Annotated in this window: 14 protein-coding genes; 11 read left to right on the forward strand and 3 right to left on the reverse strand. The window is 57.8% G+C overall.

Features of this window, described 5'->3' with window-relative positions; all coding sequences use genetic code 11:
- Positions 1-51 precede the first annotated feature (51 nt).
- Together FY034_RS03865 and FY034_RS03870 are read right to left on the reverse strand one after the other, a co-directional pair.
- Positions 52-498 (reverse strand): universal stress protein, encoded by a 447-nt coding sequence (locus FY034_RS03865; protein ID WP_265553888.1) that lies wholly within the window; start codon positions 496-498, stop codon positions 52-54.
- Between the two features lie 22 nt (positions 499-520).
- Positions 521-1,453 carry a YeiH family protein gene (locus FY034_RS03870; protein ID WP_265553889.1) on the reverse strand — a complete coding sequence of 311 codons (933 nt, stop codon included), beginning with the start codon at positions 1,451-1,453 and terminating at the stop codon, positions 521-523.
- Between the two features lie 100 nt (positions 1,454-1,553).
- Between FY034_RS03870 and FY034_RS03875 the strand changes: the two genes are divergently transcribed.
- The 11 genes from FY034_RS03875 (at position 1,554) to FY034_RS03925 (ending at position 16,595) form a co-directional block, all read left to right on the forward strand.
- Positions 1,554-2,444: a LysR substrate-binding domain-containing protein gene (locus FY034_RS03875; RefSeq protein ID WP_265553890.1), complete on the forward strand. Its 891-nt coding sequence runs from the start codon at positions 1,554-1,556 to the stop codon at positions 2,442-2,444.
- 77 nt (positions 2,445-2,521) lie between these two features.
- Positions 2,522-2,899, forward strand: a complete 378-nt coding sequence (gene crcB, locus FY034_RS03880; RefSeq protein WP_265553891.1) for a fluoride efflux transporter CrcB — start codon at positions 2,522-2,524, stop codon at positions 2,897-2,899.
- A 16-nt stretch (positions 2,900-2,915) separates the two neighbouring features.
- Positions 2,916-3,254 (forward strand): DUF190 domain-containing protein, encoded by a 339-nt coding sequence (locus tag FY034_RS03885; protein ID WP_265553893.1) that lies wholly within the window; start codon positions 2,916-2,918, stop codon positions 3,252-3,254.
- A 41-nt stretch (positions 3,255-3,295) separates the two neighbouring features.
- Entirely contained in the window at positions 3,296-4,537 is a 1,242-nt protein-coding gene (locus FY034_RS03890) for a hypothetical protein (protein ID WP_265553894.1), read from the forward strand.
- Positions 4,538-4,782: 245 nt separating this feature from the next.
- Positions 4,783-5,583 (forward strand): 3-methyl-2-oxobutanoate hydroxymethyltransferase, encoded by an 801-nt coding sequence (gene panB / locus FY034_RS03895; RefSeq protein WP_265553895.1) that lies wholly within the window; start codon positions 4,783-4,785, stop codon positions 5,581-5,583.
- Positions 5,580-6,431, forward strand: a complete 852-nt coding sequence (gene panC, locus FY034_RS03900) for a pantoate--beta-alanine ligase (RefSeq protein WP_265553896.1) — start codon at positions 5,580-5,582, stop codon at positions 6,429-6,431. Before panB ends, panC begins: the two co-directional genes overlap by 4 nt.
- The gene (gene panP, locus FY034_RS03905) at positions 6,431-8,047 is read left to right on the forward strand and encodes a pyridoxal-dependent aspartate 1-decarboxylase PanP (protein WP_265553897.1); all 1,617 of its coding nucleotides are present in this window, start codon (positions 6,431-6,433) and stop codon (positions 8,045-8,047) included. Before panC ends, panP begins: the two co-directional genes overlap by 1 nt.
- 204 nt (positions 8,048-8,251) lie before the next feature.
- Positions 8,252-9,412: an alcohol dehydrogenase-like regulatory protein ErcA gene (gene ercA, locus FY034_RS03910; protein ID WP_265553898.1), complete on the forward strand. Its 1,161-nt coding sequence runs from the start codon at positions 8,252-8,254 to the stop codon at positions 9,410-9,412.
- A complete protein-coding gene (locus FY034_RS03915; RefSeq protein WP_265553899.1) occupies positions 9,396-13,133 on the forward strand; it encodes a PAS domain-containing hybrid sensor histidine kinase/response regulator in 3,738 nt (1,245 codons plus the stop codon). The genes ercA and FY034_RS03915 overlap by 17 nt, the downstream gene beginning before the upstream one ends.
- 170 nt (positions 13,134-13,303) lie before the next feature.
- On the forward strand, positions 13,304-14,578 hold the full coding sequence (locus FY034_RS03920) for an amidohydrolase family protein (RefSeq protein WP_265553900.1): 1,275 nt from the start codon (positions 13,304-13,306) through the stop codon (positions 14,576-14,578).
- A 388-nt stretch (positions 14,579-14,966) separates the two neighbouring features.
- Positions 14,967-16,595: a methyl-accepting chemotaxis protein gene (locus FY034_RS03925; RefSeq protein WP_265553901.1), complete on the forward strand. Its 1,629-nt coding sequence runs from the start codon at positions 14,967-14,969 to the stop codon at positions 16,593-16,595.
- Between the two features lie 98 nt (positions 16,596-16,693).
- Here the strand turns inward: FY034_RS03925 and FY034_RS03930 are convergent, their stop codons facing one another.
- On the reverse strand, positions 16,694-17,656 hold the full coding sequence (locus FY034_RS03930) for a diguanylate cyclase (protein ID WP_265553902.1): 963 nt from the start codon (positions 17,654-17,656) through the stop codon (positions 16,694-16,696).
- Positions 17,657-17,662: the final 6 nt, after the last annotated feature.

A 17,662-nucleotide genomic window follows, 5' to 3' on the forward strand; every position in this document is an offset into this window, starting at 1 on the left:
AATAAAAAGGCCTCTGTCCAAAACGACAGGGGCCTTTGGTGTTTCAGGCTGCTAGTGTGACGGCCGCACCGTCAGGACGGGGCATGGTGCGGTTTTAACTACTTTTTCAGCGGTACTGCCGAAGATGAAGTGATCAAAGCCCCTTCGGCCATGGGTCCCCATGACAATCATCGCCGCTTTGATCCCGGCTGCCTTTTTTATTATCTCTTCGTGCGGCAGGCCGGTTACTACCTCAGATTCAAGGTCATGCAGCTGGCCGTGCCACTGGTGGCAAAACGCGTCCATTTTCCTGTTTGCTGCCGCTTCAATCTCCCGGTCAATCTCGTCAAATGAGACATCCGGCACATAGAAGTTCCGCAAGTCAACAGGCTGGGTCACCACATGCATGACAACGATCCGGGCGTTCAGGCACTGTGACAATTGCCGGGCATAGGCAAAGGCCTCATCAGACGCCTCAGAAAAATCAGTGGCAAATAAGATCGTATCAATTGGTTGCATGAGCTGCTCCTTTCCGGTGCTGTTAGCTGATCCAGCCCAACAGGATTGCTGTTGCGCTGGTCACTGAGACAATGATCCAGAGTGTGATCCCCTGCGCCAGTGGTTTGATACCGGTCTTGGCCAGCACCTCCCGGGTCAGGCCGCTGCCGATCAGGAACAGGGTCACCACCAGGCTCTGTTTTGCCACGCTGTTGAGTGGGTGCCAGAGTGGTTCGAACTGCGGCAGGGCTGTCTTGATGGCTGCTGCAGCAATGAAGCCGATGATAAAGAGCGGAAACCTGGCCTTGCCTTCCGATTTGGTAAACCAGGCTGCCAGCAGGGCCGACGGCATGATCCAGAGTGCCCTGGTCAGTTTCACGGTGGTGCCGATGGCCAGGGCCAGACCGCCGTAGGCTGCCGCCGCCCCCACCACGCTGCTGGTGTCGTGGATCGCCAGGGCAGACCAGAGGCCGAACTGCCGCTGCCCCATCCCCAGCAGGTGCCCTAAGGGCGGAAAGAGGATCAGGGCAATCGAGTTGAGGGTGAAGACGGTTGCCAGGGCAACCCCGGTTTCTTCGCCTTCCGCCTTGATCACCGGCGCCATGGCGGCAATGGCGCTGCCGCCGCAGATGGCGGTCCCGAATGAGATCAGGGTCGAGGTGCGTTGCGGGGTCTTGAACAGTCTGCCCAGCAGCCAGCCTGCCAGCATGGTGAAGCTGATACTGATGGCGGTGTAGAAAAAGGCATCCTTGCCGGTTTGCAGGATCACCGGCAGGTTCATGCCGAAGCCAAGTCCGACCACCGAGCTCTGCAGCAAGCGTCTGCTCCAGGTTGAAGTGGTGTTCTTCCAGGGGTTGCCGATCGCCAGGCCGAAGACGAGCCCTGCCGTCAACGCCAGCGGTGCGCTGACTACAGGTGCGCAGCAGACCAGCAACAGGAGCCAGAACAGCAGTTGCAATCCCTTGTTGTCGTTCATGTCCAACTCCTTGTAGCGGATTGATAGTTGCTACTTTAGCCAGAAATTATTATAAATAAAAATGAATAATAGTTATAAAATAGATCAATTGGATTTATGTATGACCTTGTCACTCCGGCAGCTTGAAATATTTGAGAAAATTGCCTCCACCGGTAGTGTTACCAGGGCCGGAGAGGAGCTGCTGCTGACCCAGTCAGCGGTCAGTATGGCGCTGTCTCAGCTTGAGCAGCTCAGCAGCGTCCCGCTCTTTGAACGCTCCGGCAGGCGCCTGCTGTTAAATGATGCCGGTCGGCTGCTGCTGAAGGATGCCCGTGACATACTGCTGGCTGTCAAGCGGGTTGAACAGCAGCTGCAGGGTGAAACAGGCCAGCTGACAGGAGAACTGCTGATCGGCGGCAGTACTACCATCGCCAACTATCTGCTCCCGTCGCTGTTAGGAGATTTTGCCCGCAGGTATCCGCACACCAGGGTGCAGTTGACCGTTGGCAATACGCAGCAGGTGGCTGATCTGCTGGCAACAGGGCAGCTGGATATTGCCTTTGTTGAGGGGCCCTGCCATAACCGCGAACTGGTTGCGGTCCACTGGCGTGATGATGAACTGGTGGTGGTGGCCGGTGCTGAACACCCGTGGAGCAGGGAGAAGCGGGTGACGCCGGACCAGTTGGCCGCCGCCCCCTGGATCATGCGGGAAAAAGGTTCCGGTACCCGCGAGATCTTTGAGGATGCCATGGACCGGGCCGGCATCAGCCATGCCATTGCGCTGGAGTTCGGTCATACCGAGGCGATCAAGAATGGTGTTGCGGCCGGGCTGGGCGTAAGCTGCCTCTCGCGGATCGCGGTTGACCGGGAACTGGAATATGGCCGGCTGGTTGAAGTGACAAGCCCGTTGCTGCTGGGCCGTTCACTGACGCTGCTGAAGCGGCGCAACAGCCACTGCACCGCCCTGCTGGATGCCTTTTTGAGGGTCTCGGGGAGTGCCTGGGAGGTCTGAACCGGCGGCTCATCTGCAGCACAAACTGATGACATGCTCAGAAAGACTGCTATAGTTATGCAAGGAGAGTGTACACGATGAAGACAGCCGCAACCATCGCCCTGTTCTGTGCCGGGGGCGGGCTGACCCGCTACTACCTGTCAGGCTGGATCTATGGTCTGTTGGGACGGGCCTTCCCCTACGGTACCCTTGTGGTCAACGTTGCCGGTGCCTATTGCATCGGCCTGATCATGGAGCTTGGTCTGCGCAGTACCATGCTTTCAGATACCCTGCGGGTCGGCCTGACGGTCGGGTTCATGGGGGGACTGACCACCTTTTCAACCTTCAGCTATGAGACCTTCAAGCTGCTGGAGGATGGACAGTTTGTGCTGGCGTTTGCCAATGTGCTGGGTAGTGTCGCGGTATGCCTGCTGTGTACCTGGCTGGGCATTGTGACCGTCCGTTCGTTAGCGTAGCAAGGAGAAATACACCATGTCAAAACTGGTCGGTGAACAACAGTTGATGCGGATCTTTATCGGCGAGAGCGACCGGTACGGCTCACGTCCCTTGTACGAGGCCCTGGTTGAGTTGCTGCGCAAGGAAGGGTTTGCCGGTGCCACGGTGCTGCGGGGCATCTGCGGTTTTGGTGCCAACCGGGTCTACCATACCCAGAAGCTGCTGGACCTGTCGGCTGATCTGCCGATCATCATTGAGGTGGTGGACAGCCAGGAGAAGATCGCTGCCGTTATGCCGCAGATTGACGTCATGATGGGCGGTGGTATGATTACCCTGGAGAAAGCCACGGTGATCCGGTATAGCCCGAAATCGTAAGCATGGCGGCATGCTTTACTAACTACAGGGGAGGTCATGGTATGAGGATGTTGAGCAAGATAGTGGTGAGTGCCGGTCTGGTCTCGCTGAGTACCGCAGTGGCGCTGGCAGCAGAAAAACCCCGTCCACCCTATCCACATTACTGGGTCAGTGTGGCAACCATGAATCAGTCCATTCCCGGCATGTCTGAGGAGATGTCCGGCATGGCCTCCATGTTCGGCGGCCGCGGTGCCGGTTTTGGCCCTCGCCGGACCCTGCAACTGCAGGTGGAAGGCCCCCGTGAGGTCGCCGAGCCCAAGGCAGAACACCTGATTCCGCCGGGCCAGAAGATGGGGGAGAGCCTGCCCCTGATTACCCCCAAACAGGAGAAGGCTGAGTATCAGCCGGAACAACGGGGAGAACAGCCTGAAAAGTATGAAAAGCCCAAGGCCCGGATGCTGATCTACTGGGGCTGTGGCGAAACAGTTGCCAAAGGCCAGCCTCGGGTGATTGATACGGCCAGGATGTCTGCCATGGATTTCGGCAAGGCCCTGAGCGGACGCAGCGGCACCCGCCAGATCCCGCCGTCACCCCGTAAAGGATGGACCTACGGCGACTGGCCCAACAGCGAAGATAAAAAAGATGTGCCCAAGGATGCCTCGCTGGTTGGCGAGCACCAGTTGAAAGGCAGCTACCTGCCGGATATCCGCTTCAGTCTTGATCAGAAGCGTGATTTCATGGCGCCGGTCAGTTTCAGTGCCATCAGCAAGACCGCGAGCGGTGCCTGGCCGTTTAAGTGGCAGCAGGTGCCAACCGCCATCGGCTATTTTGCCACGGCCATGGGGCATAATCAGAAGACCGGTGAGACCATCTTCTGGTCATCCAGCGAGGTTCCTGAGACCGGATTCGGCCTGATGGACTACCTGACACCCCACGATGTCCAGCGTTTTATCAAGGAAAAGGTGCTGATGCCCACCAGCCGTACCAGCTGTACCATCCCTGCCGGGGTGTTCAAGGACGTGGATGGTGCCATGCTGCAGTTTGTCGCCTATGGCGAGGAGTTGAATCTTGTCCATCCCCCCAAGCCGAAGGATCCCAAACAGCCCTGGAATCCACAATGGTCGGTCAAGGTGCGGCTCAAGTCAACCGGTTCCTCTCCGCTGGTTGAGGCCGAAGAGCGTGGCAGCAGGCCATCCAAAAAACGTCCTGCTGCGGATGATGGCGCCGAACAGGAACAACAGCCTTCCGACAATAAAAAAGGCGGCGGGATGATGGATGGCCTGAAAGGGATGTTCGGCTTTTAACAGCACAAAAAAACAGTGGCATTCAATTTTTTGAATGTGCTAATGTAGCAATTCTTTATGACAGCCACCCGCTTGGGGGCTGATCAGTAGCCGCAGTACCATAGCAAGACATACCGCCCGGATTTGCTGTTCAGTACAAACCGGGACGGACGGAACAGGGAACCTGCCGTTGCATCAGATGCAACCGGTTTGTGATAACAGGCACACCGTCCCGTGGTGTGCCTGTTTTATTTTGGAGTCCCGGCATGCGCAAGAAGATCACCATACCTGAGATACTGTTGATGAAGCAGGAGGGCCGTAAAGTGACGGTCCTGACCGCCTATGACTACCCGACCGCCCGGCTGGTGGATGCAGGCGGGGTGGATGCCATCCTGGTGGGGGACTCGGCCGGGGTTGTGTTTAGCGGCCATGAAAATACCCTGCCGGTCACCATGGATGAGATGCTCTACCATGTCAAAGCGGTGGTGCGGGCCAGGCCCAAGGCGCTGGTGGTTGCCGATATGCCGTTTATGGCCTGCCAGAGCGGTGAGATCGAAGCCCTGAAAAACTGTGGCCGGATGCTGCAGGAAGGCGGCGCCGAGGCGGTCAAGATTGAGGGAGGCAGCAACATGGCTCCGATCATCCGGGCCGTGACCGAGATGGATATCCCGGTCATGGGGCATGTGGGTCTGACCCCCCAGTCAGTCCATCGCATGGGGGGCTACAAGGTGCAGGGACGCAAGGATCAGGCCGAGCGGATTCTGGAGGATGCCCATGCGGTGCAGGAGGCCGGTGCCTTTGCCGTGGTGCTGGAGGGTATTCCGGCCAAGTTGGCGGCCCGGATTACCGAGATGCTGGATATCCCCACCATCGGTATCGGTGCAGGTCCGGCCTGCGATGGCCAGGTGCTGGTCATCCACGATATCCTGGGGCTGTGTGAGAAGTACTCCCCCAAGTTCGTCAAGCGTTACGCTGATCTTGCCCCGCTGGTGACCGAGGCGGCACGACAGTATGTGTCAGAAGTAAAGGATGGAACCTTCCCGACTGAGGAGCATTCGTTCTCGTGAAACTGATCCAGGATGTGCAGGAAATGCAGCAAACCGTTTTAGGGCTGAAGCGTCAGGGCAAGCGGATCGCCTTTGTACCTACCATGGGCTTCCTGCATGAAGGCCATGCCTCCCTGCTGCGGGAAGGGCGTAAACGGGGCGATGTGCTGGTGCTTTCGATCTTTGTCAATCCGACCCAGTTCGGCCTCAATGAAGACCTTGCCAGCTACCCCCGTAATCTTGAAGGGGACTGCGCCCTGGCGGAATCCTGCGGTGTGGATCTGGTCTTTGCCCCAACAGCAGCCGGTATGTATCCGCCCGGTTTTCAGACCACGGTTGCCCTTGGTCCACTGACCAAACCGCTCTGCGGCGCCAGCCGTCCCGGCCATTTCAATGGCGTGGCCGTGGTGGTGACCAAGCTGTTCGGGATCGTACAGCCGGATGTGGCATTTTTCGGCAAGAAGGATTTCCAGCAACTGGCCATTATCCGGCAGATGACGATTGACCTGAATCTGGCGGTGGAGATCATCGGCATGCCGATCGTGCGGGAGCCGGATGGTCTGGCCATGTCCTCCCGCAACAGCTACCTGACGCCGGAGCAACGCCAACAGGCGCTCTGTCTGAGCAAGGCCATCCAGAAGGTGCGGGAGCTGTTCAGGGACGGGGAAAGCTCGGTTGACCGGCTGCTTGGCGAGGCCCGCATGATCATTACGGCGGTAGCGGGGACCTCAATCGATTATCTTGAACTGCGTAACAGCACAACCCTTGAACCGGCTGCAACCGCCACGGCGGATACCCTGTTTGCCCTGGCCGTCAAGATCGGAGCCACCCGGCTGATTGACAACACTGTGCTGGGGGATACCCCCTGATGCCCACCAAGGCCCGCGCCAACCTGGAAACCCTCCACCGGATCTTCACCGTGCCGGAAGCCCCGGATTCAACCCTTGGTGCCGTTGACCAGGCCATCACCGCCGATGTGGCCGGGTTTCTGCAGAACCATATTGTGGCCATGGAGCGTCCCCTGGAGGAGATTGAGGCCAGTTTCTCCAGCGTGACCATCCCGGAGGAACCGACCTACGTCTCGGACTACACCGAATTTGTCAAAGAAAACCTGGTAGCCCAGTCGGTGCATACCGCCTCACCCGGTTTTATCGGCCACATGACCTCGGCCCTGCCCTACTTTATGCTGCCGCTCACCCGCCTGATGACCGCGCTGAACCAGAACACGGTCAAGGTCGAGACCTCCAAGGCCTTTACGCCGCTTGAGCGGCAGGTGCTGGCCATGCTGCACCACCTGATCTACCGCTGCCCGGACGAGTTTTATCCCCCCTGGATTCACAACAGTCAGGCTGCCCTGGGGGCCTTCTGCTCCGGCGGCACCATTGCCAACACCACCGCCCTCTGGGTGGCCCGCAATCGCTTCTTTGCGCCGGATGGCGTCTTCCGCGGCATCGCCCAGGAGGGGCTGGCCCGTGCCTTGAAACATCGTGGTGTTGACGGGATCGCTGTGCTGGTCTCCGAGCGGGGGCATTACTCGCTGGGCAAGGCCGCCGATCTGCTGGGGATCGGCCGCGATCATCTGGTCAAGGTCAAGACCAGCGAGAACAACCGGATCGATCTCATGGCGTTGCGGCAGGAATGTCAGCGTCTGCAGGATCAGAACATCCGGCCGCTGGCGCTGGTCGGCATTGGCGGGACCACCGAAACCGGCAACATTGACCCGCTGGAGGCGATGGCTGATCTTGCCCAGGAGCTGGGCTGCCACTTCCATGTGGATGCGGCCTGGGGCGGTCCGACGCTCTTTTCTGACCGCCACCGCCATCTGCTGGCCGGGATTGAGCGGGCCGACTCGGTTACCATTGACGCCCATAAGCAACTGTACGTGCCGATGGGGGCGGGGATGGTGCTCTTCAAGGATCCCACCGCAGTATCCGCCATCGAACACCACGCTGCCTACATCCTGCGTCACGGTTCCAAGGATCTGGGCAGTCACACCCTGGAAGGCTCCCGACCGGGTAAAGCCCTGCTGGTGCATGCCGGACTCTCGATCATCGGTCGTAAGGGGTACGAGCTGTTGATCGACCTGGGGATAGAGCGGGCCCGGACCTTTGCCGGACTGATCCACCAGCATCCTGATTTTGAACTGACCAGCGAGCCGGAGCTGAATATCCTGACCTACCGTTACTGCCCGCAGGCCCTGCAGCAGCTTCTGTCAGTGTCGCCACCTGAGGAGCGGGCCAGGATCAATGGCTTGCTGGATCAGGTCTGCCAGCTGTTGCAGAAACACCAGCGTGAGTCGGGCAAGACCTTCGTATCCCGTACCCGGCTCCGTATGAACCGGTACGGTGAGGAGATTACCGTGCTGCGCAGCGTACTGGCCAACCCGCTTACCACCGATGAGATCCTGGCGTCGGTGTTGACCGAGCAGTGTGAGATTGTCCGGCAGCCGGAGATCCAGGCCCTGCTGCGGCAAATCACGGGGTAGGAGACACCTTCAGCTCTTCTTGTCATACTGTTACGGCTCCAGCAACACGTTGACGGCCCCTGATCTGCAAATCAGGGGCTTTTCTATTTTGGATTCCGTGGTACTCTTGGTGCTGTGCGGCGACATTCCGCACGCCGTCCCGGGCCTTGTCCGAGTTGTGTGCCGGGGTAAAGTCACCTGAACGTCGCCGTAAAGGAGCCGGTCATGGAACCGTTCAAGGCACTACGCAAGTTTGTGATCCCTGAGATTGTCTACGGCGCTGATGCCCACACGCTGGTGGGGTATTATGCAAAGGGATTTGCGCTGCAGACCGTGCTGGTTGTCAGTGATCCCGGAGTCGAGCAGGTGGGCTGGTGTGGCCGGGTTATTGCGCGGCTGTCCGAGGCCGGCATCTGCGCTGTCCCCTTTACCCGGGTTACCTCGAATCCCAAGGATCACGAAGTGATGGCCGGCGCCACAGTTTACCGGGACAGGAGGTGTGACGGTATTGTTGCCGTGGGGGGAGGCAGCCCCATGGACTGTGCCAAGGGGATCGGGATCGTCTGTTCCAACGGAGGTCATATCCTCGACTACACCGGTGTGGATCAGGTTCCACTGCCGATGCCCCCGCTGATCTGTATCCCCACTACCGCCGGTTCTGCCGCAGATATCTCGCAATTTGCCATAATCACCGACACCGGGGAACAGCGCAAGGTTGCCATTGTCAGCAAGTCGCTGGTGCCGGATGTGTCCCTCATCGATCCGCTGCTGACCAGCACCATGTCTGCCGATCTCACCGCCTGCACCGGCATGGACGCCCTGGTGCATGCAATCGAAGCCTATGTCTCAAATGCCAGTTCCCCCTTTACCGATCTGCATGCACTTGAGGCGATCCGGCTCATTGGCCGTCATCTGCCTGAGGCCATCGACAGACCTTTGTCAACACCGGCACGCGATGCCATGATGTTTGCCAGCACCCAGGCCGGGATTGCCTTCTCCAACGCAAGTCTCGGGGCTGTCCATGCCATGGCCCACAGTCTGGGAGGGGCGCTTGATATCCCCCACGGTGCCTGCAATGCCAGGCTGCTGGAACATGTCATCACCTACAATTTCCCGGCAGCTGTGGAACGCTATCGTGCTGTCGCCCATGCCCTGGGGATCGAACTGCACGGCATGCATGACACACAGGCCTGTACTGCCCTGGTCCGTGGCATTGCCGATTTTCGCCAGCGGCTGGGGATCACCGGTCCCCTTGCTGGTCAGGGGGGCACCCGGAGCCAGTTGTCGGACCTGGCAGCAAAGGCGATGCAGGACGCCTGCATGGTGACGAATCCGCGTCGTCCTACACTTCAGGATATCGAGGCGATCTATGCGGCGGCGTTCTGATCAACCGGAAAGCTGGGATGAACAGCGTGACCGGATCATCGGCCTAGGGGAGCATTCTGCGCGCAAGAGCTATTACCCCGAACTCAAGTCGCAGCTGCAGCAACTGGACGAGGCCAGAAAATCTCTGGTCAAACTCAACTCCTTTCTTCAGGCGGTCATGGATGCTGCAACCGAGATCGCCATCATTGTCATTACTCCGGAAGGCGGGATCTCTCTTTTCAATCGAGGTGCGGAAAAACTGCTTGGGTACCGCGCAGATGAGGTGGTGGGGCTGGTCTCACCGCTGCTGTTTCACCTGGCCACAGAGGTAGCGACAGTAAAAAGCGGCTGCGGTGTCACTCCCGATTGGTTTTCGATCTATGCAGAACCGGCTGCCCGCGGTGAGTCCCGTAAGCAGGAATGGACCTTTGTCCATAAGGATGGTCATCAGATCCCGGTTGAACTGGTGGTTACCGCTATCTGCGAAGAAGAGCGGATCACCGGCTACCTCAGCATGGTGACCGACATCAGCGAGCGGAAGCAGGCGGAGGAACAGCTGCGCCAGTCAGAACAGAAATATGCCAGCATGTTTCATATGATGCCGGATACGGTGGGTGTCAGCCGTATGTCGGACGGCACCTTCATTGAGGTGAATGCCAGTTTTGAACGGGCAACGGGGTGGAACAAAGAAGAGTTGATCGGCCGCAGCTCTTTGGAAATCGGGCTGTGGGAACCGGAGGTCCGTTCCAGGACCCTGGATATCGTCCGGAGTCAGGGGCGGCTGGAGAACCATGAATTCGTCATGACGACAAAGTCCGGGGGAAAACGGCATGCCCTGATGTATATGGCCCCGATCTTCATCAATGGAGAACCCTGCCTCTACTTTATAGCCCGGGATATCACCGATCAGCTTCGTGCCAATCAGGATCTGAAAAGTGAGCGGACCCGCCTGTACACGCTGTTGCAGACCATCCCTGATCTGATCTGGCTGAAAGACCCGGACGGGGTTTTTTTGATGTGCAACTCCCGTTTTGAACAGCTTCTGGGGGCTAAAGAAGCGGAGATTGTGGGGAAAACCGATTACGATTTTGTCGATAAAGAGTTGGCTGATTTTTTCCGGGAGCATGACCAGAAGGCACTTGCTGCCGCAGGGCCCAGCGTCAATGAGGAGTGGGTTACCTTTGCCGTTGATGGTCACCGCGAACTGCTTGAAACCATCAAGACGCCGATGCGGGATGAGGAAGGCAGGCTGATTGGCGTTCTGGGGATTGCGCGGAACATAACCGATATCAGAGAGGCCCAGGAGAACCTGCGGGACAGTGAACAGCGTTACCGGCATCTCTTTGAGCAGAACCCGGCACCGATGCTGATCTATGAGCGGGGTACCTTTCAGATGCTGGCGGTTAACGAGGCCTTCCTGCACCACTATGGCTACAGCGCTGAAGATGTGGCGCATCTGCGTCTACCGGACCTTTATCCGGCTGAGGAAAAAGAACGCATCATTACGGTGGCCAACAGTCTGGTGGGACATGCCAATGCCGGTGAATGGCATCACTGCCGCAAAGACGGCAGCCTGCTGAGCATTGTTGCCACATCCCATGACCTGATCTACAAGGGGCACACTGCCCGGGTGGCCGTTATCACCGATATCACCGAGCGCAAACAGGCGGAAGAGGAGTTGAACCGCTACCGTCTGCATCTCGAGGAGCTGGTCAAGACCCGTACTGCCGAGCTGGAGGCGGCCCGGGACTCGGCACAGGCAGCTGATCAGGCCAAAAGCGAATTTTTGGCAAACATGTCCCATGAAATCCGTACGCCGATGAACGCAGTAATCGGAATGATCCATCTGACCCTGAAAACTGAAATGTCGCCCAAACAGCGCGATTATTTACGCAAAGCCGGCTTTGCCGCAGACTCTCTGCTGGGAATTATTGATGATATTCTCGATTTCTCAAAGGTTGAGGCCGGCAAGCTGGAGCTTGAACAGCATCAGTTTTTGCTGGGCGAGGTGTTGGATACGGTTACCAGTATCGTCGGTATCAAGGCCCATGAGAAGGGGCTTGAATTCCTGTTGAAGATCGCCCCCGAGGTGCCTGTGCAACTGGTTGGCGACCCGTTGCGGCTGGGCCAGATACTGATCAACCTCTGCAATAATGCCGTAAAGTTTACCGGACAGGGGGAGATCTTTGTCGCTATCGAGCTGCTGGACTGCCGGGAAAACAACCGGGTCATGCTGCGTTTCTCGGTGCATGATAACGGCATCGGTATGACGCCTGAACAACTTGACAAACTGTTTACTCCCTTTACCCAGGCCGATGCCTCCAGTACCCGTCGTTTTGGCGGTACCGGACTGGGGCTTGCCATCAGCAAGCAGCTGGTGTTGCTGATGGGGGGCGAAATCGGGGCCGAGTCGGTACCGGACAAAGGCAGCGTCTTCTTCTTTACGGCCTGTTTTGGCATCGGTAACAGCCCGGCACTGCAACGACCAGAGCTGCCGCCTGAGTTGCAGCGGATGAAGCTGCTGGTTCTGGACGACAGTGCCCGCTCACGGGATATCCTTGAGGGGGTGTTCAGCTCACTGGGCTGCCGGGCAGAACTGGCCGGATCAGTACAGGAGGGCTTGGGCTGCCTTGAACGGTCAGAGCAGCCGTATGATCTGCTGCTGCTGGATGACAGCCCGTCAGGCCTGGACGGTTTTGCCGTTGCCCGGCAGGTCAGGCGTATGTCGCCGCTGCACCATCAACCCAAAATCATCATGATTACCGGCTATGGCAATGAGGAAACGCACAAACAGGTTGTTGAAGAGGGGCTTGACGGCTGTCTGACCAGGCCGGTCACCGTGCTGTCTCTTTTGGATGCCGTGGTGGCTGCCTTTGAACGTGATACCCGCACAGAACCGGCCGGGTTGCCGGTGGGTGAAACGGCCGGAGACAATGGGTGTTACGGGCAATTGCGTGGTATGCGGGTTTTGCTGGTTGAGGATAACGACATGAATCAGCAGGTGGCCTGTGAGCTGCTGACATCAGCCGGCATCGAGGTCACGGTGGCGGATAATGGCCGTATGGCTGTGGAGCTGGCGGCTCAGCACCGCTTTGATGCCATACTGATGGATGTTCAGATGCCGATTATGGACGGCTATGAAGCCAGCCGCCTGATTCGTGCCGACCAGGCTTGCCGGAATCTGCCGATCATTGCCATGACCGCCCATGCCATGCCCCATGACCGGCAGCGTTGCCTGGACAGCGGGATGAACGATTACGTCAGTAAACCGATCAACCCCCAGGAACTGTATCGCACCCTGGAACGATGGGTGCGGGTCGCTTCCGGCAACCCTGACCAACAGCAGACGGCCAGGGCAGCCGGCGCTGACAGAGCGGTGCTGCTACCGGACAGCCTGCCCGGTATCGCCATGGAAATCGGGCTGCAATGCATGAATGGTAAAAAAACATTCTACCGTACGATGCTGCTGCAGTTTCTGACGAGTAAGGCAGGTACCGCCAGAGAGCTGCAGGCGCTGTTGGCAGCCGGAGACAGAGGAACGGCCGCCCGGGTTGCCCATTCCATGAAGTCGGTCGCAGGGATGATTGGTGCCCTGGAGCTGATGGCTGCCGCCCAGAAGCTGGAGCAGGGGTTGGATTCAGATGCCGGGGATGCCGGGCCGTTGCTTGAACGGTTTGAGAAGGAGCTGTCCCTTGTTATTGCGGGGCTGGAGTCTGCCTTCGCAACCGATCAGGCCAACTGAGCAACGGCGATTTCCAGGATGCAAGCGGACTGTCCACCCGGTTTCTGGTTTGCTATAGTCTGATTTGCAAGAAATTCGACATGTAAAGGAGGAGGCTAAACGCCGGTGACCGGGCAGAGCTGCTGATGTGGCCTGTTGCCCTGACTACACCAGCGCTGTGCCGACACGCTATGTCTGCTACCTTGCTCTACACGGCCTCATGGCTGTATTCACCCGGCCAGACCTCGATTGCCGGAGGCGCCGTTGCTGTACGGGACGGCCGCATTGTTGAGATTGGTACTGCCGGGGAACTGATTGCCGGGTACGGGCGACCAACGGGCGATTATCCCGGCTGCGTGATCATGCCCGGTTTTGTCAATGCCCATACCCATCTTGAACTGACTCATTTCCCGGCCTGGCGTCTGCGGGACGGGCTGGATTATCACCCGCACCGTTTTGTGGACTGGATCATCCAGATGATCAAGGTGCGGCGCGGCGTGACACTTGAAGAGGCCTGTGTGTCCCTCAAGGCCGGTGTCAATGCCTGCCTGCGGGCTGGTACCACCTCGGTCGGTGATATTGTCACCTCTGCTGATCTGCTGTCCGCCTATGCCGGCTCCTCCATTGGCGGGCGGATCTACCTGGAGCTGATCGGGCAGGACCGGCAGATCTTTGAGCCGCGTCTGGCCAGGGTGATGGAGGCGGTCAGGACGGTTGACGGCATACGTCAGCCGGGTCTCTCGCCGCACGCCCCCTACACCCTGAACAGCAGCCTGCTGGCGGACATCGCCACCGCTGCAAGGCAGGGGGATCTGCCGCTTTCGCTGCACCTGGCTGAATCCCGTGATGAATCCGATCTGCTGTTTGACTCGTCCGGGCCCTTGGCTGAAGAGATGTATCCGCTGGTTGGCTGGCAGGACTTCCTGCCGTCACCCCGCAGGACCACGCCAGCCGGTTTTTTTGATGGCGGCGGCCTGCTGGGGCCTTCAACCCTGGCGGTGCACGGGGTACAGCTGACCCCGGCTGATGCTGCCCTGCTGAAGGAACGCGGGGTCACCATCTGCCTCTGTCCGCGCAGCAATGAACGGCTTGCGGTCGGCACGGCACCGGTGCACCTCTTTAAGAAACTGGGTATTCCGCTCTGTCTGGGCACTGACTCGCTGGCCAGCAATGATTCGCTGTCCCTGTGGGATGAGATCCGTTTTGCCCTGGATTGCTACAGAGGGGAGCTGGGGCCGGAGAAACTGCTGGAGATGGCAACCAAAGGTGGTGCAGCAGGCATCGGTCTGGCCGGCCATGTCGGCTCGTTGGAGGCAGGTAAGCGGGCTGATTTTCAGCTGGTAGAGCTTGACGGTGTCTGTACGGCCGAGCGGCTGCTGGAAACCGGCAGGGTCAGAGGTGTCTGCCTGGAGGGTGTCTCTGTGTTCGGTGGTGCTGCAGAACCGGTGTCTGGCACTGAAATCTGATCCCATTCAGCATCACCAATCTGTTGGCACTGACTCCCCCCGGTTCCCGGCGGGGAGTTTTTTTGTGCAACCGGCTGCCGGGGCCATGTCTTTAATCTGTTGTGCTGACCGGAATTGAGTCTGCGGACAGCCCTGCTTGTATCTCCTTGGGTAAGGGACTGGCAGGGAGGCTGACATGGGCCACGGTGTGGTAGTATTGATTTTTGTTGGCATGAAACATTTTTTTAGACAATACGCTAAGATAGCCGCTTGAAAGACGATTATTCCTTGTATCTGGGGTATTTACCCTATTGTAAATATTTTTCTTTAGGGTAGAAGTTTTATAAAGAAAATTTACAATTTTGTAGCAATTGATCATTTCTTTACAACCGCTGGTAGGAGGTGGAACATGGCGTGGTTCAGAAATCTGAAAGTTGGAGTTAAGTTGGTATCCGGTTTTGTTCTGGTCGCTGTTATTGCAGCAATAGTTGGCGCTATCGGTATTGTTAAAATTAATCAGATTAATGATGCAAATGCCGTGATGTACGAAAAAATGACTGTGCCTTTGGGGGATTTGGGGACTATTTCAGTGAATTTCCAGCGTATCAGAATCAATCTGCGAGATGCAGTTGAGGCCAAAGACCCTGCTCAACGTCAGAATTACGTGGAGGCTATTGCTAAACTGCGCCAGGAGATGGTTGCACATGCTGAAAAGGTTGAGAAGACCCTTCTGACAGAAGAGGGCCGTAAGATATTTAATGAATTTAAAGAGTCGCGTAATATGTATGACAGCATTATTGATAAGATAAATGAACTTGATGCTGTTGGTAAATATGATGAAGCCAAGGCCTTGATGCATGGTGAGGCCTTCAAGGCGGCCACGCATGAGCAGAAACTGCTGAATCAACTGGTTGAGTCTAAAAAGAAGCAGGCCAAACTGAATTCAGACAGTAATGATCAGGTTGCAGCTGCAGCTACAAAGCTGATGATCGGGGTGATTGCAATTGCTGTGGCCCTGGCAGTGTTTCTGGGGGTGGTTATTTCACGTATGATTACGGTTCCGTTGTCCGGCGCGGTTACCGTTGCCGAACGCCTTGCGGAAGGTGATCTGACGGCTCGGATTAGCGTAAACTCAAAAGATGAAGTTGGCCAGTTGGAAGCGGCCATGGCCCACATGCTCGAGAGTCTGCGTAATCTGGTGGGGCAGACGGTCCAGATCTCTGCCGGGATCGCTTCAGCCTCCAGCCAGTTGCACAGCACCTCTGAACAGATTGCCACCGGTGCCGAAGAGGTGGCTGCCCAGACCGGCACCGTTGCCACAGCCAGCGAAGAGATGGCCGCCACCAGCAGCGACATCGCCCGTAACTGCCATGCTGCTGCCGATAGCGCCGGTGTGGCCGCTGCCACAACGGAAAGCGGTTTTGCAATTGTCAAACATACCGTCGATGGTATCCGGACCCGCGGCGAGCACACCCGTGAGAATGCCAGGATTATATCAAACCTGGGGGAACGTTCTGAACAGATCGGCGCCATTGTCGGCACCATTGAGGATATTGCCGACCAGACCAACCTGCTGGCCCTGAATGCGGCTATTGAGGCGGCCCGGGCCGGCGAGATGGGGCGCGGTTTTGCGGTGGTGGCCGATGAGGTGCGCGCCTTGGCAGAGCGGACCACCAAGGCCACCAAGGAGATCAGTGAGATGATCCGCAGCATTCAGCAAGAGACCAAAGTGGCCATCACCTCCATGGAGGAAGGGGTCAAAGGTACGGAAAAGGGGGCTGCCGAGGCGGCTCAGCTTGAAACCTCGCTGCAACAGATCCTGGAGCAGGTTAATGATGTCACCATGCAGGTCAGTCAGATCGCTACGGCAGCTGAAGAGCAGACCGCCACCACCGGTGAGGTGACCACCAATATCCATCAGATCACCGAAGTGGTGCAACAGACCGCCAGTGGTGCCGAAGAAACTGCCGCCGCCGCTGCACAGCTGGCAGGACAGGCCCAGGATCTGCAGAACCTGGTCAGCAAGTTCAGGTTGTAATCGAAGGCCGACAGGTGGGGATGAAACAACAAGGCGGGGTGATGTCGGTCACCCCGCTTTGTCTGTTTTAGGTACGCATGAGCTGGGTTGTGGGAGTGCTAAGCGGTTGCAGAAACGGTGCTCAGGCCGTTATCGTAAGTAACCACGCGATTTCTTCCACTCTGTTTGGCCCGGTAGAGCGCCGTATCAGCCCGGGATAACAGCTCTGCAGCGCTTATGACGCTGTTGGCGCTGTGGCTGATGACTCCGATACTGACAGTTACTGCCGTCCCGGCCAGGGTGTCGGAAAAGGTCAGCCTGTGAATGCCCTGAAGCAGGCGCTGTGCCACCATTTCTGCTTCAGTGGGGCTGGTGCTCGGCAGCACGACCACGAACTCTTCACCACCGTAGCGTGCCAGCAGATCATACTCGCGCAGCCCTTCTGTAAGCCGTTTCGTTACACGCTGCAGGACCAGGTCGCCGGCATGATGTCCGTAGGTGTCATTGATATCTTTGAAGTGGTCAATGTCCAGCATCAGAAGGGAAAGCGCCTCGCCCGTACGGGCGTGCCGCATGATCTCGGAGTCCAGCGACATGCTGAGGTATCTGCGGTTAAAAGCGCCGGTCAGAGGATCTTTGTGGGTCAGCAGCTCCAGCTCCATGTTCCGCTTTTTCAGATTCTTTTCCAACTCTTTTGACTTGAGGTGCAGCTTGACCCTGGCGATCAGTTCCTCCGGGTCATAGGGGATCAGTAAAAAGTCGTTGGCCCCCTCTGATAACCCTTTCAGGCGCAGCGAACGCTCGGTACGACCGGTCAGGATCAGCACCGGGATATCTTTGGTCTCCTCCTTGGAGCGGATCATCTGCAGGAATCTGAGGCCATCAATGCGGGGCATCTCAAGGTCGCAGAGGATCAGGTCAGGCGCGTTTTCCGATACTTGCTTGAATCCGTCAAGCCCGTCCACCGCTTCGGTTATCCGGTGGAAAAGCCCGCTCTGTTCAAGATCTGAGACGATTCTGCGCCGTGTGTTCCGGTTGTCATCCAGCACAAGGGCCGTTATGGGTGGGGGCTGCAGGTCCATGAGGAT

The sequence above is a fragment of the Trichlorobacter lovleyi genome, assembly GCF_015239775.1.
Classification (GTDB): domain Bacteria; phylum Desulfobacterota; class Desulfuromonadia; order Geobacterales; family Pseudopelobacteraceae; genus Trichlorobacter; species Trichlorobacter lovleyi_B.